Origin of the sequence: Sphaerochaeta associata (assembly GCF_022869165.1) — a bacterium.
GTDB lineage: Bacteria > Spirochaetota > Spirochaetia > Sphaerochaetales > Sphaerochaetaceae > Sphaerochaeta > Sphaerochaeta associata.
Map to the genome: position 1 here is coordinate 2,383,667 of NZ_CP094929.1, position 23,227 is coordinate 2,406,893.

The 23,227-nt window shown below is 50.1% G+C and carries 27 protein-coding genes; 23 read left to right on the top strand and 4 right to left on the bottom strand.

The window, feature by feature from the left end; translation table 11 throughout:
• Positions 1–8 precede the first annotated feature (8 nt).
• Entirely contained in the window at positions 9–410 is a 402-nt protein-coding gene (locus tag MUG09_RS11020; RefSeq protein WP_244771480.1) for a DUF7768 domain-containing protein, read from the top strand.
• Between the two features lie 209 nt (positions 411–619).
• Positions 620–2,047 (top strand): hypothetical protein, encoded by a 1,428-nt coding sequence (locus tag MUG09_RS11025; RefSeq protein WP_244771481.1) that lies wholly within the window; start codon positions 620–622, stop codon positions 2,045–2,047.
• 347 nt (positions 2,048–2,394) lie between these two features.
• On the opposite strand, the gene MUG09_RS11030 is transcribed toward MUG09_RS11025, so the two are convergent.
• Both MUG09_RS11030 and MUG09_RS11035 read right to left on the bottom strand, forming a co-directional pair.
• Positions 2,395–3,111 carry a restriction endonuclease gene (locus MUG09_RS11030; protein ID WP_244771482.1) on the bottom strand — a complete coding sequence of 239 codons (717 nt, stop codon included), beginning with the start codon at positions 3,109–3,111 and terminating at the stop codon, positions 2,395–2,397.
• 490 nt (positions 3,112–3,601) lie between these two features.
• The gene (locus MUG09_RS11035; RefSeq protein WP_244771483.1) at positions 3,602–5,755 is read right to left on the bottom strand and encodes an AAA family ATPase; all 2,154 of its coding nucleotides are present in this window, start codon (positions 5,753–5,755) and stop codon (positions 3,602–3,604) included.
• A gap of 237 nt (positions 5,756–5,992) precedes the next feature.
• Between MUG09_RS11035 and MUG09_RS11040 the strand changes: the two genes are divergently transcribed.
• The 5 genes from MUG09_RS11040 (at position 5,993) to MUG09_RS11060 (ending at position 10,839) form a co-directional block, all read left to right on the top strand.
• Positions 5,993–8,413, top strand: coding sequence for a virulence-associated E family protein (locus MUG09_RS11040; protein WP_244771484.1), 2,421 nt, complete (start codon positions 5,993–5,995; stop codon positions 8,411–8,413).
• Positions 8,414–8,578: 165 nt separating this feature from the next.
• Positions 8,579–8,860 carry a VRR-NUC domain-containing protein gene (locus MUG09_RS11045; RefSeq protein ID WP_244771485.1) on the top strand — a complete coding sequence of 94 codons (282 nt, stop codon included), beginning with the start codon at positions 8,579–8,581 and terminating at the stop codon, positions 8,858–8,860.
• Positions 8,841–10,214 carry a DEAD/DEAH box helicase gene (locus tag MUG09_RS11050; protein ID WP_244771486.1) on the top strand — a complete coding sequence of 458 codons (1,374 nt, stop codon included), beginning with the start codon at positions 8,841–8,843 and terminating at the stop codon, positions 10,212–10,214. Before MUG09_RS11045 ends, MUG09_RS11050 begins: the two co-directional genes overlap by 20 nt.
• On the top strand, positions 10,211–10,432 hold the full coding sequence (locus MUG09_RS11055; protein WP_244771487.1) for a hypothetical protein: 222 nt from the start codon (positions 10,211–10,213) through the stop codon (positions 10,430–10,432). Before MUG09_RS11050 ends, MUG09_RS11055 begins: the two co-directional genes overlap by 4 nt.
• Positions 10,429–10,839, top strand: coding sequence for a DUF1492 domain-containing protein (locus MUG09_RS11060; RefSeq protein ID WP_244771488.1), 411 nt, complete (start codon positions 10,429–10,431; stop codon positions 10,837–10,839). The genes MUG09_RS11055 and MUG09_RS11060 overlap by 4 nt, the downstream gene beginning before the upstream one ends.
• An 849-nt stretch (positions 10,840–11,688) precedes the next feature.
• On the opposite strand, the gene MUG09_RS11065 is transcribed toward MUG09_RS11060, so the two are convergent.
• Positions 11,689–12,003 carry a hypothetical protein gene (locus MUG09_RS11065; protein ID WP_244775411.1) on the bottom strand — a complete coding sequence of 105 codons (315 nt, stop codon included), beginning with the start codon at positions 12,001–12,003 and terminating at the stop codon, positions 11,689–11,691.
• Here MUG09_RS11065 and MUG09_RS11070 point away from each other — a divergent pair, their 5' ends adjacent.
• From MUG09_RS11070 to MUG09_RS11110, 9 genes are all read left to right on the top strand, one after another.
• Positions 12,004–12,120 (top strand): HNH endonuclease, encoded by a 117-nt coding sequence (locus MUG09_RS11070; RefSeq protein ID WP_244775379.1) that lies wholly within the window; start codon positions 12,004–12,006, stop codon positions 12,118–12,120.
• A 233-nt stretch (positions 12,121–12,353) separates the two neighbouring features.
• Positions 12,354–12,788 (top strand): P27 family phage terminase small subunit, encoded by a 435-nt coding sequence (locus MUG09_RS11075; protein WP_244771489.1) that lies wholly within the window; start codon positions 12,354–12,356, stop codon positions 12,786–12,788.
• Between the two features lie 34 nt (positions 12,789–12,822).
• Positions 12,823–13,986: a methionine adenosyltransferase gene (metK, locus tag MUG09_RS11080; RefSeq protein WP_244771490.1), complete on the top strand. Its 1,164-nt coding sequence runs from the start codon at positions 12,823–12,825 to the stop codon at positions 13,984–13,986.
• Positions 13,976–15,220 carry a site-specific DNA-methyltransferase gene (locus MUG09_RS11085; protein ID WP_244771491.1) on the top strand — a complete coding sequence of 415 codons (1,245 nt, stop codon included), beginning with the start codon at positions 13,976–13,978 and terminating at the stop codon, positions 15,218–15,220. The genes metK and MUG09_RS11085 overlap by 11 nt, the downstream gene beginning before the upstream one ends.
• Positions 15,213–15,518, top strand: coding sequence for a hypothetical protein (locus MUG09_RS11090; RefSeq protein WP_244771492.1), 306 nt, complete (start codon positions 15,213–15,215; stop codon positions 15,516–15,518). The genes MUG09_RS11085 and MUG09_RS11090 overlap by 8 nt, the downstream gene beginning before the upstream one ends.
• Entirely contained in the window at positions 15,515–15,826 is a 312-nt protein-coding gene (locus MUG09_RS11095) for a hypothetical protein (protein WP_244771493.1), read from the top strand. The genes MUG09_RS11090 and MUG09_RS11095 overlap by 4 nt, the downstream gene beginning before the upstream one ends.
• The gene (locus MUG09_RS11100; protein ID WP_244771494.1) at positions 15,819–16,109 is read left to right on the top strand and encodes a hypothetical protein; all 291 of its coding nucleotides are present in this window, start codon (positions 15,819–15,821) and stop codon (positions 16,107–16,109) included. Before MUG09_RS11095 ends, MUG09_RS11100 begins: the two co-directional genes overlap by 8 nt.
• On the top strand, positions 16,087–16,332 hold the full coding sequence (locus tag MUG09_RS11105; RefSeq protein ID WP_244771495.1) for a hypothetical protein: 246 nt from the start codon (positions 16,087–16,089) through the stop codon (positions 16,330–16,332). Before MUG09_RS11100 ends, MUG09_RS11105 begins: the two co-directional genes overlap by 23 nt.
• A gap of 64 nt (positions 16,333–16,396) precedes the next feature.
• Positions 16,397–16,645, top strand: coding sequence for a DUF4314 domain-containing protein (locus MUG09_RS11110; RefSeq protein ID WP_244771496.1), 249 nt, complete (start codon positions 16,397–16,399; stop codon positions 16,643–16,645).
• Here the strand turns inward: MUG09_RS11110 and MUG09_RS11115 are convergent.
• Positions 16,602–17,351 carry a hypothetical protein gene (locus tag MUG09_RS11115; protein WP_244771497.1) on the bottom strand — a complete coding sequence of 250 codons (750 nt, stop codon included), beginning with the start codon at positions 17,349–17,351 and terminating at the stop codon, positions 16,602–16,604. The genes MUG09_RS11110 and MUG09_RS11115 overlap by 44 nt on opposite strands.
• A 207-nt stretch (positions 17,352–17,558) precedes the next feature.
• Between MUG09_RS11115 and MUG09_RS11120 the strand changes: the two genes are divergently transcribed.
• The 7 genes from MUG09_RS11120 to MUG09_RS11150 all read left to right on the top strand — a co-directional run bounded on the left by MUG09_RS11120 (position 17,559) and on the right by MUG09_RS11150 (position 23,205).
• Positions 17,559–18,464, top strand: coding sequence for an amidoligase family protein (locus MUG09_RS11120; RefSeq protein WP_244771498.1), 906 nt, complete (start codon positions 17,559–17,561; stop codon positions 18,462–18,464).
• A gap of 80 nt (positions 18,465–18,544) precedes the next feature.
• Positions 18,545–18,991: a gamma-glutamylcyclotransferase family protein gene (locus MUG09_RS11125; RefSeq protein WP_244771499.1), complete on the top strand. Its 447-nt coding sequence runs from the start codon at positions 18,545–18,547 to the stop codon at positions 18,989–18,991.
• The gene (locus tag MUG09_RS11130) at positions 18,984–19,163 is read left to right on the top strand and encodes a DUF5049 domain-containing protein (protein WP_014271424.1); all 180 of its coding nucleotides are present in this window, start codon (positions 18,984–18,986) and stop codon (positions 19,161–19,163) included. Before MUG09_RS11125 ends, MUG09_RS11130 begins: the two co-directional genes overlap by 8 nt.
• Before the next feature lie 136 nt (positions 19,164–19,299).
• Positions 19,300–19,524: a DUF7678 domain-containing protein gene (locus tag MUG09_RS11135; protein ID WP_014271423.1), complete on the top strand. Its 225-nt coding sequence runs from the start codon at positions 19,300–19,302 to the stop codon at positions 19,522–19,524.
• Positions 19,525–19,631: 107 nt separating this feature from the next.
• A complete protein-coding gene (locus MUG09_RS11140) occupies positions 19,632–21,197 on the top strand; it encodes a terminase large subunit (RefSeq protein WP_244771500.1) in 1,566 nt (521 codons plus the stop codon).
• Positions 21,198–21,215: 18 nt separating this feature from the next.
• The gene (locus tag MUG09_RS11145; protein WP_244771501.1) at positions 21,216–22,544 is read left to right on the top strand and encodes a phage portal protein; all 1,329 of its coding nucleotides are present in this window, start codon (positions 21,216–21,218) and stop codon (positions 22,542–22,544) included.
• A complete protein-coding gene (locus MUG09_RS11150; protein ID WP_244771502.1) occupies positions 22,477–23,205 on the top strand; it encodes a head maturation protease, ClpP-related in 729 nt (242 codons plus the stop codon). The genes MUG09_RS11145 and MUG09_RS11150 overlap by 68 nt, the downstream gene beginning before the upstream one ends.
• Positions 23,206–23,227: the final 22 nt, after the last annotated feature.

Below are 23,227 nucleotides of genomic sequence, written 5' to 3' on the forward strand. Positions count from 1 at the left end.
AAGGATATATGGATAGGACCCCTTATGAGGCCATGAAGGCTATTGAGAAACAAGCTAGACCACACTTTGATTATCATCCCATGGTATATATCTGCTCCCCGTATGCTGGAAATATCGAAGAGAATGTGTTCCATGCCCGACGTTACAGCCGTTTTGCAGTCGAAAAAGGTTATCTCCCGATAACCCCTCACCTGCTCTATCCACAGTTTCTTGATGACGGTCTTCAGAGCGAACGCGATCTGGGCATGTTCTTCGGCATTGTGCTCATGAGTAAATGTTCGGAGGTTTGGGTGTTTGGTGAAAGGATCAGTACAGGAATGCAAATTGAGATTGAGAGGGCTCGCTGCAAGGGATACAAGGTGAGATTTTTCGGCAGTGATTGTATAGAACTCAGTTGCAAGAAGGATTAATAATCTGAATCTTAAGTTGCTTATCAAACAGTCAAAATAACCAATCTGCATGACTAAACACAAATAGTAATATTTATCAATCAAACATTTGACAAAATCAGCATCAGACGAAAACAATGCTAAAATTAAATGGGCTAAATAATATGCATAATATTTTTGCCCCATCATTCATAGTATGTTACAATTTATTTTTAGAATAAGGATAAATCATGATTGATAATGATGTTGTACCTTTAGAATCTCAAGAACTTGCTGCCGAAACGGCAATTTTTACAAGTTATTTAGAAAAATTTGGTCTACCAACAGAGAATATTATCGCTACCACGGATGAAAGGAAAATTGTAGGACAAAATTTACCGAGCTTTCTTGAAGCTCTCCCAATTGAGGAAAAGCGAGAAGCACGATACTTATCAAAGTTTATCGGTGCAACTGCAATTGGTCTATTTGATGCTGCCTTGAACTATGTTTGGAACGAAGTTGTCCTGAATCTTAGAAAAAAAGCAACAATCTACGGTATTGATTTATTTTTTGACGCGTCAGTTGGGGGTTCGAACAGAGCTTCATATAAGGATGTATCTGATCTAGGAGGTCTAAAAGATAGCGTTCTTCTGGATACTTGTCGTAAACTAGAGCTAATCTCTGATATAGTCTATCGCAAGCTTGACCACATTCTAACTATGCGAAACGAAGTAGCTGCTTCACATCCAAATGTAGAAAGCATTGGTGGATTTGAGTTATTAGGTTGGCTCCAAACTTGCGTAAAGGATGTACTACAAGATAGGCCATCAGATTCTGCAATAAGAATCCGCGCCTTGGTGGACAATTTGAAATCTAGGCAAGATGTAATAGATAAAGATTCCATAACACGCATCTCACATGAATTAACTAATCTTTCATTAGCTCACGTTCACAACCTTCTAGTAAGCATTTTCGGTATGTTTGTTGACCCCTCCACGAGTCAGATTCTTAGAAAAAACATTTCTCTTATAGCAATAGACGTTTGGAATTGCGCAGACACGACAGTAAAGTATAAAATTGGTGCAATGATAGATGGCTATCGAACAAACCTACAACAAGATCGTCTTGAAAAAGGAATTTTATTCCTAACAACTGTTGATGGAAGAATGTATGAAACCCTTCCCGCAAAAACAGTCGCTCTCGAGACGTTAGCTGATAAGCTGGAAGATGCTCATGAAGGTTGGGATAACTACTATAATGAACCGCCGATAATGCAGGAGATTTTTGGATACTGCCGATCTTCAAATGATATTCCTAAAGAAATATTACCAAAACTGATCAGAGTAGTATTCCGCTGTCGAATTGGACGTGGCCTTACTTATCGTAGTGGCGTAAGTCCTGACGGAAGACCTCTCTATGATAATTTCTTTTCTTTGATGGATGATGATGGGATTATCAATTGTATTCTTATAATTTTCCACCCAACTATCAACTCTAAACTCAACAATACTATTTGCCAAAATCATTTAGAGGCAATTTTAAAAATTTTACGACCGTTAGCAATCTCAGACCGTCTTAAAGAGATCCTTGAATTCCTAATTAGCGACATACCGAATGCAAGTAAAGCAAACAGAAACCCAAGATTCCGAGAGCTTTCTTCCCCATTCATTAGTTGGTAATAAACAAAGAATTCAGCGAATCTTACATAACTAAAAAAAGGTTACTAACTCTAGAGGGTCCATAATATTTGTCCCACTACCTATATGCAGATCTCACTTTATTACATGAGTTTTATGTGTTTTTATACTATAAAAGCCCCACGAGTCTCTTAAATTCTTCTTTGATAAGGAGAAAGATATATTGGTGCTGATTATGACAGGCTTATAATACAGTATAAATTATACTACAAATTCAACAGATAGATACATAGCTTAGGGAATGCTATTTCATTTAGATAGAATCATTTAGTCCCATGAAAATGAGTTTATAGTATAAAGCTGATTAAAAGTCACGTTTATTAGAGAGTCTAGACTTCTTCTCTGTATAAAATTTTGTAATGCTTAAGTGCTTTTTCTTTATTTTCATTTATAAAATTAAATAGTTCCCTATAGGTGGTTATTGTCAAAGATCCAATTACTTCAAGACTATCATTGATAATTGGCAAAACGAAAGGAAGATTCTTTGTATACGTACTTACCAAGTCATCACCTGGGCCAAGTTCACATATTGGTCGATATGCTTGATGAACCAAAATCCATTTCTTTGAGTCTATTGCTCCACCATCAGCTACCCGTTTACCAGGGTAATCCCAATATGGAAATAAGGGGTCAGCATACTTCCTATATTTTCTTGCCAGAGCTTTTTTCCATCTCTCAAAATACTGATTCTCAATATCTTTCAACGTCACAAGTTTAATGTTAGTTTTCATGGCTGCATCGATGCATCCTTGCTGAAACCCCACCTTTGACACGATATAACCAAGGTTAGCACCATAGTCATTCAATACTGTTCGGAAAGAATGAATTACCTCTTGATCAATTGGCCTATTCCAAAACTTACATTCAACTAGTATTACAGGTTTATACTCACTTTCAACATCTTGGACAAACACATCAATTTCTTTTTTGCCCCGTACAAGCTCAACTACTTTTGAAACTTCAGCGTTAAATCCACATTCACTGAACAATTGCCCTACAAATTTTTGGAGTTCTTTCCAGTCTTTCGGTTCTCGATCAAATATCATAACAACCCCTACGTCAAATATTGTCTCCTATCACATCATCCGATACAGCTGAAGTTAATATTCATTGAAACACTGCCTTCGTTTTTCACAGCATTAGCATTTCATTTTCTGTCCCTACTGAATATTTAAACAATTTACTACCCATACTCTACAGTATCTAAACAACCTCATCTACTAAATATCTCCGGGAAAATAAGTTCTTGATTAGAAATCTGGGTGAATAATTTTATATCCTTACAATATTTTTACCATCTTCGCACACAATGACGTACTGTGGTACAGGGGATCATCTTTTTTGCAATTCTAAAGGGAGGCGTTCTTGCTGGTAGATAAGAAGTACATACCCGGCATGAATAGGCTCCATCTAAACGCAATGAAAATCGAGATTTATGGGACTCGTTGTAGCGGATAAAAGGTTAGATATTTCAGGGATGATTGCAGGGAATATCCACCTTAAACTTTGCGACACGATCTGTACTGAAGCTACTTGCTAGGAAGTTCTTGCACTATAACAAGTCATTTTCAGATGATGGTATTTATCACACTCTCTAATTGTATTTCGTAAAAATTTGGCTGCTTTATGTATCTCCGATGGATTGTGAGGATGTGTGGCCTTATGTGATAAGATGTTACAAACAGAAAGGAGTAAATCAAGTTTTTGTTTCTTACTATTTGACAAATCACTAATCTCACACTTGAATAAGGCTTTAGCGATGTCCCCAGTATGAGTTGCAGTAGCATAGTCTAGGTTTACATTGAATTTGACATACTCCTCCAAAACTCTTCTCATCGTATTTGGCATGTGAAGTGATTCTTGGGGAGGAATTTCTTCAACTTTCTTGTTGCAGAAAGCGTCCACCTCGCAATACATTTGCATATATGGACTTAGTAGCTTGGATCCTTCAATTTCATTAATCCTGCTTACTTGAGATTCCTTTTTAATCTCAAAAAATGCATAGGTATCTCTATCATTCCGACCATATGTCATGGCACAAAAATCATCCCAAGAGTGAGTGAGAATATAGATCTTAGGCAAATCATAATCCAGCAGAGATTTTATTAGTTCTAATATATAGAATTTATTATTGTCATCTAAACTGGATATTGGATCATCCAATACAATGCCTTCAATATCTTCCTTCAACGAGATTTCGTTGTCATCAAGCATTTCGTAGTAGAAATAAATCAATGAAAGCAAATTCCGTTCTCCTTCACTGACATCATCTAGTCGCAATGTGGTTCCATCATTATGTTCGAGACGATATACATCCCCATCCAACTTGAGAAAGAAATCCAGGTTCATATCCCTCAATGTCGCATTCAAAAATCTGGCGAAATTAGACAAATCCGATTTTTCCGCTGTAAGGATCTCATTCTTATTCTCAAGGTCTGCCTTTTCCTTTTTAAGTCTTTGGACCTCATCTTCCCACTCAGCAATCTTTGCTAAATTTTCATTAACGATCTTTGAATTCTTTAATTCATACCCAATAGCACCTTTGACAAGAAGCTCTAACCGGTTTACCTTTTCAAGAATATTTTGTGAGTAGGCAATCTTAGAATCTTTTATGAATCTAACGCTATTGTTGACATCTAGAATTGCTTTCTTAAGTGAGTCAATCTCAATTGAAACTGATAAATCCATCCTATCAGTTTTCAAATCAACAGCAGAGAGAGCATTATGAATCTCTCTTTCCGCGGCACTTATTACATTAAAATGATTGTCATCCTCTTGTTGAAGAAACAAGTCTCTATATTTACCAAAATTCCTTTTTAATTCCTCAACTACTTGTTGAATAGCCACTAGTTCGTGATGAATCTCTGTTAGCTGCCTAGAGGCCTTTTGTTTCTCATTCTGTAAATATGAGGTTATATGATCATAAATATCATCGTAATGGATTGAGGATCCACAAAATTCGCACTTTGTTTTTCCCTTATGAATTTTTAGTCCTGTTTCCAACCAAGAAATTATTTCTTGGCTAGGAATATCAATATCCTTGAAATTTTTGCTGAGCAGCTCACTCAAATTTTCAATCTTCAGCTTATTAATATCTATAGTATCAGGAACTATACATAAATTAACATTCTCACTCTCCACAGAAAAATTTGCATCACCAGTAATTTCATTATATTTTTCATCTGGAAATAATTTTATGCTGTCGTCATAATCCTTAATCCATAAATTGACTTTCTCATGTACCGTCTTTGCTTTAGGCTTATTGTGAATTTTATTATTTGTTCCCCTCCTTCGATTTAAAACATCTTCCATGAACTTTTCTGTGGTCTGAATAGAATCTTTTATTTTTTCATCATATCGGTTCATCTGTACTTTCCGGTCGTTGATTGCACTCAGGTTACCTTCGATTTGCTGCTCAATATCTACATTCTTCTTTCCAAAATTTGAGATTACACCGCGGATTCTGCCATCCTTCAGTGAAAGGGTTTCCTTCACATAGTTCTCACTGAAAATTCGGAAATGCTTTGGATTATGTTTTCTGAAAAAATTGGCTTGTAGTATATTCGCAAGAGAACTTTTCCCTGAACCGTTTAGACCAAATATAATATTCTTTTGTTTAAAATTAACTTCATCAATATTCGAATTCAACTTCCAAGACTTCAAAATTCTCTCATCTAAACCTTCTGACATGATTCGGCCACCTAAAATTAGTTAATTCATTAAATTGTTAACAAATAAAGATTACAGCGCAATCAGACCAAACTCAATCTTTTTTTCGACAACAGTACTATTTATCACTCATCCTATCAGAATTGAGCTTAAGTAATAGCTAATCTTCCACAATCATGGGTACGGTTTTTCGGTGGTAGGTAAGGAGTGTCTATTCGTCATGAAAACTCTCTACCTATCTACCAAGGAGGATACGATATGCGTAACCTACCCATAGCCTATGGCAACAGCTGTTATGCGAAAACCTGGACAAACAAGACCACGACATTCGATGAACTCTGCATGCGATTGTCTGAAACCATACGCACCACAGAATCAGTGGAGGAATACCCAAAGCTGTTGAAAGCAGAGCGCGACCGCATCAAGGACAAAGGTGGATTCGTCGGAGGACAGCTAAGGAATAACCGCAGAAAACGGGAATCCGTAGCTAGCCGCTCCATGCTCACTCTTGATGCCGATCATGCGACACCTGAGTTAATCTCATCATTCAAGACCTCTTGTGCATACGCAGCGTGCCTTTATACCACGCACGGACATACCACTGAGGCTCCTCGAGCGAGGATCATCGTACCGATGGTCCGTGATGTCACACCCGATGAGTACATCGCGATCGCACGCTATTTCACCGATAGTCTTGGAATCGACCAATTCGATGAATGTTCCTACCGCCCGCACCAATTAATGTATTGGCCAACCACTCCATCAAACGGAGAATTTATTTTCTTGAAGACCGATGGGCAATGGCTTGATCCGGATGCCTACCTCGCGTCACACCCGCATTGGGACGACTGCTCACTTCTTCCTACTTCCAGCCGAGAAAGTACAGTACATAATGCCACGGGAAGAAATGCAGAAGACCCTCTGAAAAAACCGGGGGTGATTGGAGCTTTTTGTCGGACATACACTATACAGGGAGCAATTGAACAGTTTCTTTCAGATATCTATGAACCCTCAATTACCCCTGGCCGATATGACTATATCCCTGCCGATTCCAGTGCCGGCGTGGTGATCTATGATGAAAAATTCGCCTACTCACATCATGCTACCGATCCCGCCTCAGGCAAACTCCTCAATGCGTTTGATCTGGTGAGGATCCATCGCTTTGGGGATGACGATCCGAAGAAATCCTTCAACGCGATGGCCGAGCATGCCAGCAAGGATGAAAGGGTTAAATTGCTGATTACCCAGGAGCGCCGTGCGGAGGCTGATGCCGACTTTGCACCCGAGGGGGATTGGGAAAAACAACTGCGGTACATGCCCCGAAGTAGCCTGTTGGAGAACAGCGTATGGAACCTCAACCTGATCCTCAACAACGATCCTGATTTCACCGGCTTCGCTTTCAACGAAATGGCGGGACGCATCCAAGTCACCTCCAAGATGCCTTGGGGCAGGCCTATAGGAAACCACTTCTGGCGCGATGCTGATACGGCCCAATTGAAATCTCTCATCGACTCACGCTATCTCGCGTTCTCTGGTCGCAACCATGATGTCGCTTTCACAAAGGTCGCAGATGACCGTCGGTTCCACCCCATCCGTAATTACTTGGATTGCTTGCCGCCATGGGATGGTATTTCACGGGTCGAAGAACTGTTCATTCGTTTTCTGAAAGCCGACAACACTCAATACACGCGGGCGATAACCCGAAAAACCTTTGCTGCAGCGGTGGCCCGCGTCTACCACCCGGGAATCAAATTCGACAGCGTTCTCGTACTCGATGGCGAACAGGGAATCGGCAAGAGTACGATCGTGAAGGATCTGGTAGGTAGCGATTACTACTCAGAGTCCCTCTCCCTGACCGATGTGAATGACAAGTCGGCTGCTGAGAAGTTGCAGGGTTTCTGGATTGTGGAGATAGGCGAGCTTGCAGGAATGAAGAAGGCCGACATTGAGAAGGTCAAGGCATTCTTCTCAACCTCGGACGATCAATATCGTCCAAGTTATGGCAGGACGGTCGAAAGCCATCCCCGCCAATGTGTGATCATCGCGACGGTCAACGGGGAACATGGATACCTTCGGGATGTCACCGGGAACCGACGATACTGGATCGTCAAGTCCAACCAGCCACGCCATAAAATGACTTGGCGATGCACCGAGGAATTCCGATCACAATTCTGGGCAGAGGCCAAGTCCATCTGGGAAGCGGGGGAAAGACTCTACCTCGAAGGTGATCTTCTGTATGAGGCAGAGGATGTCCAGACTCAAGCCATGGAAACTGATGACCGCGAAGGTCTTGTCAGAAAGTATCTCGACACCTTGTTGCCTGAGAACTGGGATGCGATGGACATGTACGAACGGCGCGCATATTTCTCCGAGAGGGGCAGCGGCATGGTGGCCAAGGGAACTGTCAGACGAACGGCTGTATGCAACATGGAAATCTGGTGCGAGTGCTATGCAAAGGACCCCTCTACGATCAGCAAGAACGACTCATATGGCATCACTGCCATCATGCAGAAAATCGGAGGTTGGACCAAATATTGTGGAACGAAGAATGGAACGATGTACTTCCCGATCTATGGCAAGCAGCGAGCCTTCGTTCTACAGGATGTGGAACAAGAATCAGCTCGTTCCAAGCTTGTTCCAGAGCTCGTTCCACAAGAAAACGACGAAGTACCATTCTAGAATGCAGGTTTTCAAGGTTTTGGAACGATGGAACAAGAATATACCAAAAAGACTTTTTGAGGAAGAACAGAGGGAATGGGAAACATGGAGACGCCTATACGCACGCGTATAAATATATAGGAATTCTTGTTCCGGTCGTTCCGTCGTTCCATAGGGAGATTTGGAATGCTTGAGAAAGAGATCGAGTTGCAGCTGCTTAAGGCTGTGAAGAAGAAGGGAGGTCGGGCTGTGAAATTCATAAGCCCGGGCTTCGATGGGATGCCGGACCGATTGGTGCTGCTGCCCGATGGGCGGTGCGGCTTTGTGGAAGTGAAGGCCCCAGGCAAAAAGATGAGGGCACTCCAACTGGTAAGACATGAAATGTTGAGGGCCCTGGGATTCAAGGCATACGTGCTGGATGCAAAAGAGCAGATAGAGGAGATCATCAATGACATATACACCGCATGACTACCAACAGTATGCGAGCGACTTTATTGAGCAACACCCCGTAGCAGCGATTTTGCTGCAGATGGGACTTGGCAAAACGGTCATCACCCTGACGGCCCTTTCCAACCTCCTCTTCGATTCGTTTCTGGTACGCAAAATACTGATCATCGCGCCCCTTCGGGTTGCACGGGATACCTGGCCTACGGAAATCGGCAAATGGGATCACCTTGGGGATTTGATTCCGTCAGTGGCCGTGGGAAGTACCGCCGAGCGCCTTACTGCTTTGGAGCGCAAGGCTGACCTGTACATCATCAACCGCGAGAACGTTCAGTGGCTGATTGAGGAGACTACCCTGCCCTTCGACTTCGACATGGTCGTCGTCGACGAACTCTCGTCGTTCAAGAACCACCGCTCCAAGCGCTTCAGGGCTCTGATGAAGCGCCGTCCCGTGGTAAAGCGCATCGTAGGGCTCACAGGAACCCCGGCCAGCAACGGCCTGATCGACCTCTGGGCCCAGTTCAAGCTGTTGGACAAAGGTGTGCGCCTAGGCAGGTTCATCGGAGCTTACCGTGATGCGTACTTCTCCCCAGACAAACGCAATGGACAGATCGTGTTCAGCTATAAACCCGCCCACGGTGCGGAGGAAAGGATCTACCAGGCAATCGAAGACATCACGATCTCTATGAAGGCTCAGGACCATATCAGGATGCCCGAGCTCATGACCAATGAGTATAAGGTTACCCTCAGTGATGAGGAGCGGATGGTCTATGAGAGACTAAGGAAAGATCTGGTCCTGGATTCCTCGGGCGGACAAGTGACGGCTGCCAATGCAGCAAGCCTGTCGGGCAAACTGCTGCAACTGGCAAATGGGGCTGTGTACACCGACGATGGGGCGACGATCGGCATCCATGACCGAAAGCTTGATCTATTGGAGGACCTCATCGAAGCAGCAAACGGACAAAGCGTACTGGTGGCCTATTGGTTCAAGCATGACCTTCAGCGGATTGCGGGGAGGCTGGAGAAGCTTGGCGTGTCGTTTTCAACTCTGGATACGAGCGAAAGCCTCCAAAAGTGGAATGAGGGAAAACTCCCGGTCGGGTTGATCCACCCCGCATCCGCTGGGCATGGGCTGAACCTCCAAAGCGGTGGCAACTGCCTGATCTGGTTCGGCCTGACCTGGAGCCTCGAGTTGTACCAGCAGACGGTGGCGCGCCTGTGGCGCCAAGGGCAGCAGTCCGAGACGGTGGTGGTCCAACATCTCATCACCGAGAATACCATCGATGAGCGCATCATAAAGGTTCTTTCAGGTAAGGCACTAACCCAGGATGCTCTGATCGAGGCGGTGAAGGCCGAACTTACAGGGGGTAGCCGATGACCGAGGCAAGTATGAGACATCTGGCAGCGGCCATCGTGGAACGTGCAGTCACCGACTGGCACAAGGCGGTATCCCAGCTGGAGAGCAACCCCGATTATGTATACGCATGGGCGACCAAGGATGAGATTGAAAGGTTTTTCGAGAGCAAGTGGTTCGAACTCCTGTGCGAGATCAGCCCCGACTTCACCAAGATTCACCTACAGGAGGCAAGAGCATGAAAGCAAAGGAATATCTGTCGCAGGCATGGTATCTGGACAAACGCATCAAGACCAAGGAACGCCAGCTCGATTGGCTCAAAAGCCATGCCGTCTACGTATCCCCCAAACTCACAGAGGTGGCCAAGGCTCCGTCGATCCGTCGATCTCCCGTGGAGGAGGCGGTGGTACGGATCACCGAACTGGAAAATGAAATCAACACCAGCATTGCCCAGTTAATGAGACTGAAGACTGAAATCGCTGAAGCGATCCGGAGTGTGAACAGCATGGAGTGCGAGACGCTGCTGGAGATGCGTTACATCACCTTCCTAGGCTGGGACCAGATCGCATCCCAACTGAACTATAGCCAGGATTACATCTATCACCTGCACCGGAAGGCGCTGGCCCTGGTGAGGGTTCCTGGATCCTGACGGATCCTCCTATGAGATTCAATAATCCACTATGGAGGCTCGCACCCCACCACACTACACAATCCATGCAGTCATTCAATCAGATGGAGAGCGTATTCCTTCGCTTCAAAAAGCACTTATCAGCTGCAGAAAAGGGTAAACGGCGTGAACACCCGCGTGGTGTGTGCCAATATCGAGCTGGGTGATGTTGAGGATGATTGCTCGGAATTTCTTGAGTCGGGTGAGAGTTTCTTCGCCCTCCAACAGGTAGGGTAACGCAGTAACGCGGTTTTTTCACATATACCCATGCTATAGGAGAAAAAAAACATGAGGGTGCCACACGCCACGCCACAGGTGAAAAATGGCGGGTGGGAGTATACTTTCTTTTTTTCCCTATACGAGCTTATCAATTTTACGTTACTTACGTTACCTAGAGTTTTCTTCTTTCTAATTGCTTTCAATGATAACACATGGATAGGGTAACGTAGTGGTAGCGTAGCACCAGTTTTACGTTACCTTTTTAGGGTTTTGGCCGGTTTGAGCCCCGGTGGCGGAGCCTCTCCGGTTTTGCCTGTGGTTCGGCACGCCATTCGGATCGTCACGCCACAAGGGCTCTTCTTGGCAGGTAACGCCCGAGGGTACCGCTGGGGAGGCCTTTTACGTTACGTTCACAGCCTAAACCACACAAAACAGGGAGAAGACTCAACCGCAAGATTGATTCCATTGTGGGGACTAGGCGAGCAAGGTGCTGTGCCTTTATCACAGGGTGCATGAACTGCGCTGGAATGTTCACGATATGTATGAAACCCAATCGTTAAAATATCAGAAAATAACAGTTGTGCTCAGTTCGTCTTGTACGCTACTGTACACTCAGACAAGTCCAATCGAGAGCTCGGGAATTCCTCCCGGGCTTTCTTTTTGCCCCAAGGAGTACCCCTCATGCCCTACAAGCCCAAGCGACCGTGCAGCCACCCAGGCTGTCCACATCTCACCGACGGTCGGTACTGCGAGGAGCATGCGAAAGAGGCTGCGAGCACCTACGAACGCAACCAACGAGATCCCGGCACCCACAAGCGCTACGGATCCTCTTGGAGGAAGGCCCGGAAAACATTCCTTGAAGGGCATCCCTTCTGCGAGCTGTGCAGGAGAGAGGGACGCCTTACACGAGCGACGGTTGCCCATCATATCACTGCCACTAGATATGGTGGTACGGATGACGAGGAGAACCTCATGGCACTATGCAACAGGTGCCACTCAGCCCTCCACGGGCGCCAGAGAGACCGATGGAACGTTAAAAGGTAACTATTAGTAGCGCCAACCCTAGGGGTATCTGAATCTCTACACCATATGTAGTGTACAACAGGCAGGGGCAATCACGCGTAAAAACGGGAATTCAAACGGGGTATTAACCCCCTCATAATCGAAGGCGGTGCAACATGGCAAAGGACGGTACCAACCGTGGCGGTGCCCGCGTCGGTGCAGGGAGGAAAAGCAAGGCTCTCTCAGAGAAGATCCACGAGGGCAGAGACGCCCGCGTGGTTCAGCTGCCCGAGGCTCCCGAGCTGCAGGGCGCGGACATGCCTCCGGCCAAGTATTACATGACGGTGACCCAGAAAAGCGGTATCGAGCTCGATGCCGCAGAGGTCTACCAGGAGACATGGGACTGGCTTAAAGCCAGGCGGTGCGAAGAATTGGTGAGCAGCCAGATCATACACCAGTACGCGATGGCGGTGGCCCGATGGATCCAGTGCGAGATGGCCGTCAGTGAGTACGGCTTCCTCGCAAAGCACCCTACTACAGGTGCTGCGATAGCCTCTCCTTACGTGGCGATGAGCCGCGAATACATGAAGCAGGTCAACCAGATCTGGTACCAGATCTTCCAGATCGTGAAGGAGAACAACGCCACCTCATACCAAGGAGCGAACCCTCAGGATGACCTGATGGAACGACTGCTCACCGCACGCCGGTAGCGCAAAACAATCAAACAACCAAAGGAATTCAAACATGAAGAACCACCTCACATCCGAGAGTGTCTGCCAAGGACATCCCGACAAGCTGTGCGACTATATCGCCGATTCGATACTCGATGCCTGCCTAAGCAGCGATGCATATTCGCGCGTGGCCTGCGAGGTCATGGCGACCAAGGGCCGGATCATCGTCGCCGGTGAGATCACCAGCCGCACCAAGGTCAATATTCGCGAAACAGTACGTACGGCCCTCTCCGAGAGCGGCTACAATCCCAAGGAATTCACCATCAGCGTGTTCCTCCACAACCAGAGTTCAGACATTGCAGGTGGCGTCGATACCGCCCTTGAGATCAGGGAGGCCGAGGGTAAGGTGGATGAATTGGGAGCCGGGGACCAGGGTACTGTTTACGGATATGCAACCGATGAGACACCCACCTGCATCCCGCTGCCGCTTGAACTCTCTCACCGCATATGCAGCATCCTGGACAAGTGCAGGAAGAACGGTACCATCATGGGTATCCGCAGCGACGGCAAGGCCCAGGTTTCGGTGGAGTACGATGATGGCATTCCCGTCAGGGTTGCCGCCGTCATCGTCTCGGTCCAGCATGAGCGTGACAAGAACCTGGACACCCTCAAGGGAGAGCTCATCGAAAAGGTGCTCGAGCCTGCCTTCAGTCACTTCCCTCTCGATGCACACACCCGCATCCTCATCAATCCCTCCGGCCGTTTCGTCGAGGGCGGGCCTGCTGCCGATACCGGCCTTACAGGCCGCAAGATCATGGTCGACACCTACGGGGGTCTGGCATTGCACGGAGGCGGTGCCTTCAGCGGCAAGGATGCGACCAAGGTCGACAGGAGCGGTGCCTACATGGCACGCATGATCGCCAAAACCATCGTAGCCGCCGGCCTTGCCAAACGCTGCGGGGTAGCAATCTCGTATGCAATCGGAAAGGCCGAACCTGTCGCGGTACATGTACACACCTTCGCTACAGGAAATATCGACGATGAGCAGCTTGCGGATGCTGTCCGCACAGTCTTCAGCCTCAAGCCGAAGGACATCATCGAGGAGCTGGGGCTTCGCAGTCCCATATACAACCTCACCTCCTGCTACGGCCATTTCGGGAACTCCCTCTTTGCATGGGAGCAGGTGAGCGAACGGTATATAGAGGCGCTCAAGGGAGAACTTGATCATGACCATTGAACAGAAACACATCGATGAGCTGCTGCCTGCAGACTACAACCCGCGCAAGGACCTCAAGAGCGGTGATGCCGAGTATGAGAAGCTCAAGCGCTCGATCGAGCAGTTCGGCTATGTGGAGCCGGTGATCTGGAACAGGACCACCGGCCGGGTCGTTGGGGGCCACCAGAGGTTGAAAATCCTCAGGGACGCCGGGCATACCGAGCTCGAGTGCGTGGTCGTGGATCTCTCCGAGGACAAGGAGAAGGCCCTCAACATTGCATTGAACAAGATCAGCGGCGAGTGGGACAAGGACAAGTTGGCCTTGCTCATAACCGATCTGCAGGGTCTGGACTTCGACGTATCGCTCACCGGCTTCGACCCGGCCGAGATCGACGACCTGTTCAAGGACTCGCTAGCCGAGGGCGTGCACGACGACGACTTCGACGTGGAAGCAGAACTGGAAAAGCCCGCGCTCACCAAGAGCGGGGACCTGTGGAAACTGGGAAGGCACCGCCTGGTATGCGGGGACAGCACCAAGGCAGAGACATTCTCCCTTCTCATGGCAGGGTCCAAGGCGAACCTGGTGGTCACCGACCCGCCGTACAACGTCAACTATGAGGGCTCGGCCGGCAAGATCAAGAACGACAATATGGCAAACGAGGCCTTCGCCCAGTTCCTGCTCGATGCCTTCACCAACACCGCCTCTCATATGGCCGACGATGCCTCCATCTACGTATTCCATGCCGATACCGAGGGACTTAACTTTCGTAAGGCCTTCAGTGAGGCGGGTTTCTACCTCTCGGGCACCTGCATCTGGAAAAAGCAGTCGCTGGTGCTCGGCCGCTCGCCCTACCAGTGGCAGCACGAGCCGGTGCTCTTCGGATGGAAGAAGAAAGGCAAGCACCTGTGGTACACCGGGCGCAAGGAATCGACCATCTGGGAATTCGACAAACCCAAGAAGAACGGCGAACACCCTACCATGAAGCCGGTGGCCCTCCTGGCCTACCCGATCATGAACTCCTCGATGAGCAACACGCTGGTGCTCGACCCGTTCGGCGGCAGCGGAAGCACCCTGGTCGCCTGTGAGCAGACTGAACGGAGCTGTGCCACCATCGAGCTGGATGAGAAGTACTGCGATGTGATCGTCAGGCGCTACATCGAACTCATCGGCTCGACGTCAGGGGTGACCGTCCAGCGCGACGGATTGGATTACCCCTATGAGGTAGTCGCCTCCCAGGAGGCCCAGGATGGATGAGATCACCCTCGTCACCACCCTTTCGGTATGCCTGTTCGGCTCGGGGGGCATCGTCCTGTGGCTGCTCAACCGTCTTGCAAAGAAAAGCGACGACAGGCTTGCCTATGCCAAGGACCTCAGGGAAATCAAGACCACCATCAGCAGGATCCAGATGGGACTGGTGATGGCCCTGGAAAACGACAAGGTCATCTTCAAGTCGCTGAGGACCCATGAGATCAACGGGGAATCGGAGGAACAGGAAGCAAAAATGGACGAGTACTTCCTGTCGCTGCTTGGGAGCAAGGGGGAGCATACATGATCCTCAGTGCCATATTACTTGCCTTCGCCGCCTTTTTAGGCTTGGTGATGGAGCTCTACAAGAAAGGCCTTCGCCGTGACAGGGCAAGCGAGAACGAGATCAAGCTGGTCGCCCTCGCCTGCTCGGCGCTCCTGGGGTATGTGACATTCCGCATCGTTGCGGGGACCGGCATGGACGGCGGCCTGAACCCCACGCCATACCTGGTGGTCCTGTACACCATTGTGATCTACCTGCTGCAGCTTCCTGCGTGCATGGCATTCTGGAAACCACTGGTCAAAAAGTTTATGGAGAGAAAAGCCGATGAATGAAATCATGCAGATGCTCATCCTCATCATCCTTGGGTTGCTGGGGATCACACGATTGCAGGCACACAAGACCAAGGACCTGAAAAAGGATATCCAGCAAGCCCAGTTTACGGTAAAGAAAAGAGAACAGGAATTGGAGAAGATCGATGAAGTACAGCAGAAGATCACCACCATCACCCAAGAAAAACCGCCTGAAAAGATCGAACCTCCTGAAAGCGGTGATTCTGCCGGCCGTCTTGATCGTCTCAACCGGCTGCACGAGCGTGCCAACAGTAGAGGAGAATGACCCGTATCGCCAGGTCCTGGTCTCGATGGCACCCGAGGCTCCAACGATCCCGGCCTTCCCCACCCTGAACTGGACATACCAGAATGGATTGTACTGCATATCGGAGACGGATGCCGACAAGCTTTTGTACTACGGGGAGAACGAACTGCCGCTTTTCGCTCACCGCTACAAGCAATACCTGCGCCAGATCGGCCTTATCTTGGAGGCGTTGTCAAAACCTTAGGGTATGGGACTTGCTATTAGTGGAAACCTAGGCAATCAATGCAGCCTGACAAGGAGGGTACACCATGGATGAGATGAACAAGAAACGAATTGAGGTACTCAAACTCCAATACCCAAAGGGATGTACGGTTGAGCTGGTGCACATGGATGACGAGCAAGCCCCACCCAAGGGGACCAAGGGAATCGTGATCCAGGTGGACGACATTGGGACCATGCACGTTGCCTGGGAGACCGGCTCGACACTGGGTGTGGTGCCGGGTGTCGACATGGTCAGGAAACCGGGTGAGGAGATCCCCCGGCATAAGATCTTCTAGTGTGCCTTTTCCACTTGAGACGGCAGGTTTCCTGAAGGTCGTCGTAAAGGGAAAGGAAATCCTCAAGGCTCATGACAAGGGTCGACGGATCCTCATCAAGTGCATTGCTGGCGGCGTCGCCCCATGAGAGGATGAAGGTCTTCCATTCCATATCGCTGGCCCTTTTTTCAAGCAACAGCGATGCCAGTTCCGTTGCCTCATCTCTTTCCAGCCTTCGGTCCTTCAATGGGCCGGAGGCATTGTATCGTGCCCCAAGCTCTCTTCTCACTCGTTTGAACGGGTTACCCGGATAGCATCTCACACCCTTAAGGAGCCGCCAGCCGTCGTTTCGTGAACGGAAGTACAGATGGTACAGCTTCTCCACGATCATCGGAGGCAGCATCGTAGGCGAGAGCAGAAGGGACGGACAGGCCGGTCCCATCAGGGCGAACAGAGGCTCGAGGTTCATCTCGAAGGCAGGAAGATCACCCAGGGCTGCCTTGCCGACCTCCATCACTCGCACTGATAGCGGGCTCAGCTCCAGGACGAGCATGTCAGCCTCATACAGATGTTCGGTCCTCCCAAAGCCCAGCACGAAGAGCGATGGATTGACCGGGTCGATCGTACCGCAGCCCATGAGAAGCTGGAAGGTTTTCATGCTGGTACTGTCCAGTGCCCTGAAAACGGGCACATCATGCATCGTGAATATCGAATTGGTGTTGCTCAAGAGGATCTCCTAGGTTGTTTCTGGTATGGAATCCGGGTTGGGAACCTCATGCATTGTCATACAGGGTCCGTAAAAAGGCAACAAAAATTCGATCCATTCATAATACTAAAATAGTGTATCTTATTTGCTTATATATACTTGCTATATATCCCTCTTTGAGTGATTACTACAGTACGAAGAAAAACACACCAAAGAGAGGTAGACGGCATGGAAAAGACAACACGGTTCGGAATCGAGATAGAGATGACAGGCATCACCCGCAAGGACGCAGCCCTGGCTGCCCAGACGGTCCTCGGTGGAGAGCTGCTCTACGGTGGTTCCTACTACGACACCTACGAACTGAAGACCTTCGATGGCCGCACATGGAAGTTCACCTATGACGGATCCATTCGATGCGAAACCAAGACTCGAGGGATCAAAGAGAGTGCATCACGCCTGTATAGCGTCGAGTTGGTCAGCCCGATCCTCACCTACGAGGCTGACATCGAGAACCTGCAGGAGGTCATCAGGGCACTGCGCAAGGCCGGGGCCTTCACCAACAGCTCCTGCGGCATCCACATCCACCTTGATGGACAGGACCACACACCACGCTCGATCAGAAACTTCGTGAACATCATCTACGCCCGAAACGACCTGTTCTACAAAGCCCTCGGCATAGAGGCTTCACGGGCACGGTACTGCAAGAGGATGGACGAGCACCTCGTGGCGACCATGAACCGAGCCAAGCCGACCACCTTCGCCAAGATCGAGAGCATCTGGTACGAAGGCTACCGGGGAAACCGGGATGCTCACTACCACGAAAGCCGCTACCATTTCTTGAACCTGCACTCATTCTTCCACGGCCACAAAACCGTCGAGCTACGCGGTTTCAACAGCACCCTCCATGCCGGAGAGGTCAGAAGCTACATCGTCCTTGCCCTCGCGCTGAACAGCCAAGCACTCTCACAAAGCTCGGCGAGCACCAAGAAGCCCCAAGCCGAGAACGAGAAGTTTGCGATGCGCACATACCTCAACCGCATCGGTTTCATCGGCGACGAGTTCAAAGCCTGCCGGGAGCACCTGACCAAGCGCCTCACCGGATCCGCCGCATGGAGACGGCGGGTTGCCGCCTGAAAGGGCGACGGATCTGCAACCTGAGGGCGGGACAACCGCCCTTGGGGTGGTAGAAGACCAAGTGAAGGAGTGTAACAACGATGAAGAAAGTCTATCTGGCCTATGGAAGCAATCTGAACCTCGAACAGATGGGAGAGCGATGCCCCGATGCCGCAGTCATCGGAACAACAGTACTGCACGATTATCAGCTGTTGTTTCGGGGAGGCCGACATACTGGCGTGGCCACCATCGAGATGAAACGAGGAGCAAGGGTTCCTGTGCTCCTGTGGCAGATCACCGAGAAGTGCGAGAAGGCCTTGGACCGCTACGAGGGTCACCCCCACCTGTATCGCAAGAAGAAGCTGATGGTGAATCTGGACGGTGATGAGTTGGTGGCGATGGCCTACGTCATGAACGAAGGACCTCCGCTGGCGATGCCGGATGCATACTATTACTCGACCATCCTTGACGGTTACTACGACTGTGGCTTCGATGAAGGTATCCTCAAGCAGGCGGTTATGGAATCGATGGAGGCCGCCAATGACTGAGCAGATAAGGGATCAGATCCTCAAGGTACGTGACAGCGGTCTGACGAACATGTTCAACACGGGGGCGGTCCAGTGGATCGCCTCCCAGATGGGACTTACGGAACTTGTCGACTACCTTGATGGGGACAACACAAGGGAATACGCTCACTTCATACTCACAGGCGAAGGATGACAGGAGCCTTCACAAGGTGTCATACCCGACTCTGCACCAGTAGTGTGTTTCTTCAAATTATTGCTCTGTAACAGGTTGCTATAGTTTCCGATTTGAGGGATATATACACCAACAAAACGGACACGGAGGCAAGAGCATGTGGAGAGAAGGAACTTTGGAGATCGGGAAGAGCGTTTTCACCTACTGTATCAAGGTGTACGGGGAGGGTTCGGAATACGGGATCGACGAGGGCAGGATCTCCAAGCTGATGCTCAAGAGGAATGGCAACGTCGTATGCAACTATGACCGCGGCTGGGACATCAGGCCACGTGACACTGATACCAGGCAGGCCCTTGTGAGCCTGAAGAAAACATACAACTGACAACAAGTACCCACCACTTGAAGGGACCCACGCCGGGTCCTTTTTGTTTGCCCTGAGGAATGAAATAAGTTATGCCGAAACCGAAGAAATACACTCCTACACCCTTCATGGCAAAGGAATCAACCTACGACAAGACCCTGGCCGACCGTGCAGTTGGGTTCATCGAATGCCTCTGCCACACCAAGGGGGTTTGGGCGGGAAAGCCCTTCAAGCTGCTTCCCTGGCAGGAGAGAATCATCCGCGACCTGTTCGGCATCGTCAAGAATGATGGATATCGGCAGTTCAACACCGCCTACATCGAGATCCCCAAGAAGAACGGAAAGAGCGAACTTGCAGCAGCGGTGGCGCTGTTGCTCACCTGCGGGGACTTCGAGGAACGCGCCGAGGTCTACGGGTGTGCAGCCGACCGCCAGCAGGCATCGATCGTATTCGAAGTGGCAGCGGACATGGTGCGCATGTGTCCCTCGCTGAATCGACGCGTCAAGATCCTCGCCGCTACCAAGCGCATCGTGTACCTGCCGACCAACAGCTTTTATCAGGTGCTGAGCGCCGAAGCTTACTCCAAGCACGGATTCAATATCCATGGGGTGGTCTTTGATGAACTGCACACCCAGCCCAACCGCAAGCTCTTCGATGTCATGACCAAGGGCTCGGGCGATGCCAGGGCCCAGCCGCTGTTCTTTCTGATCACCACCGCAGGCACCGACCAGCACTCCATCTGCTACGAGCAGCACCAGAAGGCCAAGGACATCATCGAAGGTCGCAAACACGACAAGACCTTCTACCCGGTGATCTACGGCTCAGAAGAGGACGACGACTGGACCGATACAAAGACATGGAAGAAAGCCAACCCGTCGCTTGGGCATACCATCACCCTCGAGAAGGTGAAGGCGGCCTGTGACAGCGCAAGGCAGAACCCGGGCGAGGAGAACGTGTTTCGTCAGCTCAGGCTCAACCAATGGGTCAAGCAGGCGGTGCGCTGGATGCCGATGGAGAAATGGGACCTGTGCAACTTCCCCGTCGATGCCGAGGAGCTCGAGGGCAGGGTCTGTTACGGGGGACTGGACCTCTCAAGCACCACCGATATCACTGCGTTCGTGCTCGTATTCCCACCCAGGAATGAAAATGACAAGTTCGTGATCCTCCCCTGGTTCTGGATACCCGAGGACAGCCTGGGCCTGCGTGTGAGGCGTGATCATGTGCCCTACGACGTATGGGAACGAACCGGCCACGTACAGACCACCGAAGGCAACGTGGTCCACTACGGCTTCATCGAGGCCTTCATCGGCGAGCTCGGCAAGAGATACAACATCCGAGAGATCGCGTTCGACCGTTGGGGAGCGGTACAGATGGTGCAGAACCTTGAGGGCATGGGCTACACGGTGGTGCCCTTCGGACAGGGATTCAAAGATATGAGCCCCCCGACCAAGGAGCTGATGAAGCTGGTATTGGGGCGGAGTATCGCACATGCAGGCCATCCGGTGCTCCGCTGGATGATGGACAACATTTTCATTCGCACCGACCCGGCTGGGAACATCAAGCCCGACAAGCAGAAGTCCACAGAGAAGATCGACGGCGCGGTTGCCACGATCATGGCACTGGACCGGGCGATCAGGTGCGGCAACGAAGTGCGCGAATCGGTCTACGAGGACCGAGGCATCCTCTTCATCTAGGAATCAGGAGATACACATATGGGACTCTTATCCAAGCTTGTCACCAGAACGCGTGACAAACCGCAAAACAGGACCAGCGGGTCCTCATACAGTTTTCTCTTCGGAGGATCGACATCCGGCAAGGCGGTGAACGAACGATCGTCGATGCAGATGACCGCAGTCTATGCATGCGTGCGAATCCTCGCCGAGGCGATCGCAGGACTGCCGCTACACCTCTACCGTCACGACGATGACTCGAGCAAACACAAGGCCAAGGATCATCCGCTGTACACCCTGCTGCACAGCGAGCCCAATGCGGAGATGACCAGCTTCGTGTTCCGCGAGACGCTGATGACCCACCTGCTGCTCTGGGGCAATGCGTATGCGCAGATCATCCGAAACGGCAAGGGCCAGGTTGCCGCGCTCTATCCGCTGATGCCTAACCGCATGCAGGTCGACCGCGACAAGAGTGGCAAGCTCTACTACCAATACACCACCAGCGCCGAGGACGCTCCCACCATGCAGGGAAACTCGGTGGTTCTGGACGCCTCAGAGGTGTTGCACATCCCGGGCCTGGGCTTTGACGGGTTGGTGGGCTACTCGCCGATTGCTATGGCAAAGAATGCCATCGGTATGGCGATAGCCTGTGAGGAGTATGGGGCGAAGTTTTTCGCCAACGGGGCTGCCCCAAGCGGGGTGCTGGAGCATCCGGGAACGGTGAAGGACCCTATACGCCTGCGCGATACGTGGCAAGGCCAATTCGGCGGCTCTTCCAATTCGCACAAGGTCGCGGTACTCGAAGAGGGAATGAAATACACCCCCATCTCGATCTCGCCCGAGCAGGCGCAGTTTTTGCAGACACGCAAGTTCCAGATCAACGAGATCGCACGCATCTTCCGCGTCCCCCCTCACATGGTGGGGGACCTGGAGAAGTCCTCGTTCAGCAACATCGAGCAGCAGTCCCTGGAGTTCGTCAAGTACACACTCGACCCGTGGGTCATCCGCTGGGAGCAGGCGCTTTCGCGAGCACTGTTGGCCTCCGATGAGAAGCAGACGCATTTCTTTCGCTTCAACGTCGAGGGTCTGCTGCGTGGCGACTACCAGAGCCGCATGGGCGGGTATGCCACCGCACGCCAGAACGGTTGGATGAGTGCCAACGATATCCGAACGCTGGAGGACATGGACCAGATAGCCGACGAGGACGGGGGGAACCTCTACCTCATCAACGGAAACATGCTCCCCCTCTCTCGGGCAGGGGCATTCGCAGACAAGGTTACCAACACATCCCAGGAGGAGAGTAATGAAGAACAAGAAGTTCTGGCAATGGAAAAACCAGAGCGAAGACGAAGGCAGAGCGAGAATCCTTGAGCTTTCGGGCACGATCGCCGAGGAGAGCTGGTTCGATGATGATGTCACCCCCGAGCAGTTCAAGGATGAGCTGTTCGCCGACAACGACGAGGTGACCATCTGGATCAACAGCCCCGGTGGGGATTGCATCGCAGCGAGTCGCATCTACGCGATGCTCATGGATTATCCGGGAGCAATCACGGTGAAGATCGACGGGATCGCAGCGAGCGCAGCTTCGGTCATCGCGATGGCGGGCACCAAGGTCCTGATGGCACCCACCGCACTCATGATGATCCACAACCCCATGACGCTCGCCTATGGCAACCATCAGGACATGCAAAAGGCCATCGGCATGCTCGATGAGGTCAAAGAGAGCATCGTGAATGCCTACGAGATCAAGACAAATCTCACCCGGGCGAGGATCAGCCACCTGATGGACAACGAGACGTGGATGAATGCAAAGAAGGCCATCGAGTTGGGCTTCGCCGATGCGATCCTCGAGGACGCGAAGAAAGCGTCCAATGAGGCATCGTATGCATTCTCGATGCGCACCTCGCAGCTCTCACTGATGAACAAGATCACCGAAACCTATGCAATCGCAGAAGACCAGGAGCCACCTGAGGAAGGCACAACCGGGCTTAACGAGCTCGAGAAACGACTGAATCTCATCAAACCCCAATAGGAGAAGACACAATGGGAAAGAT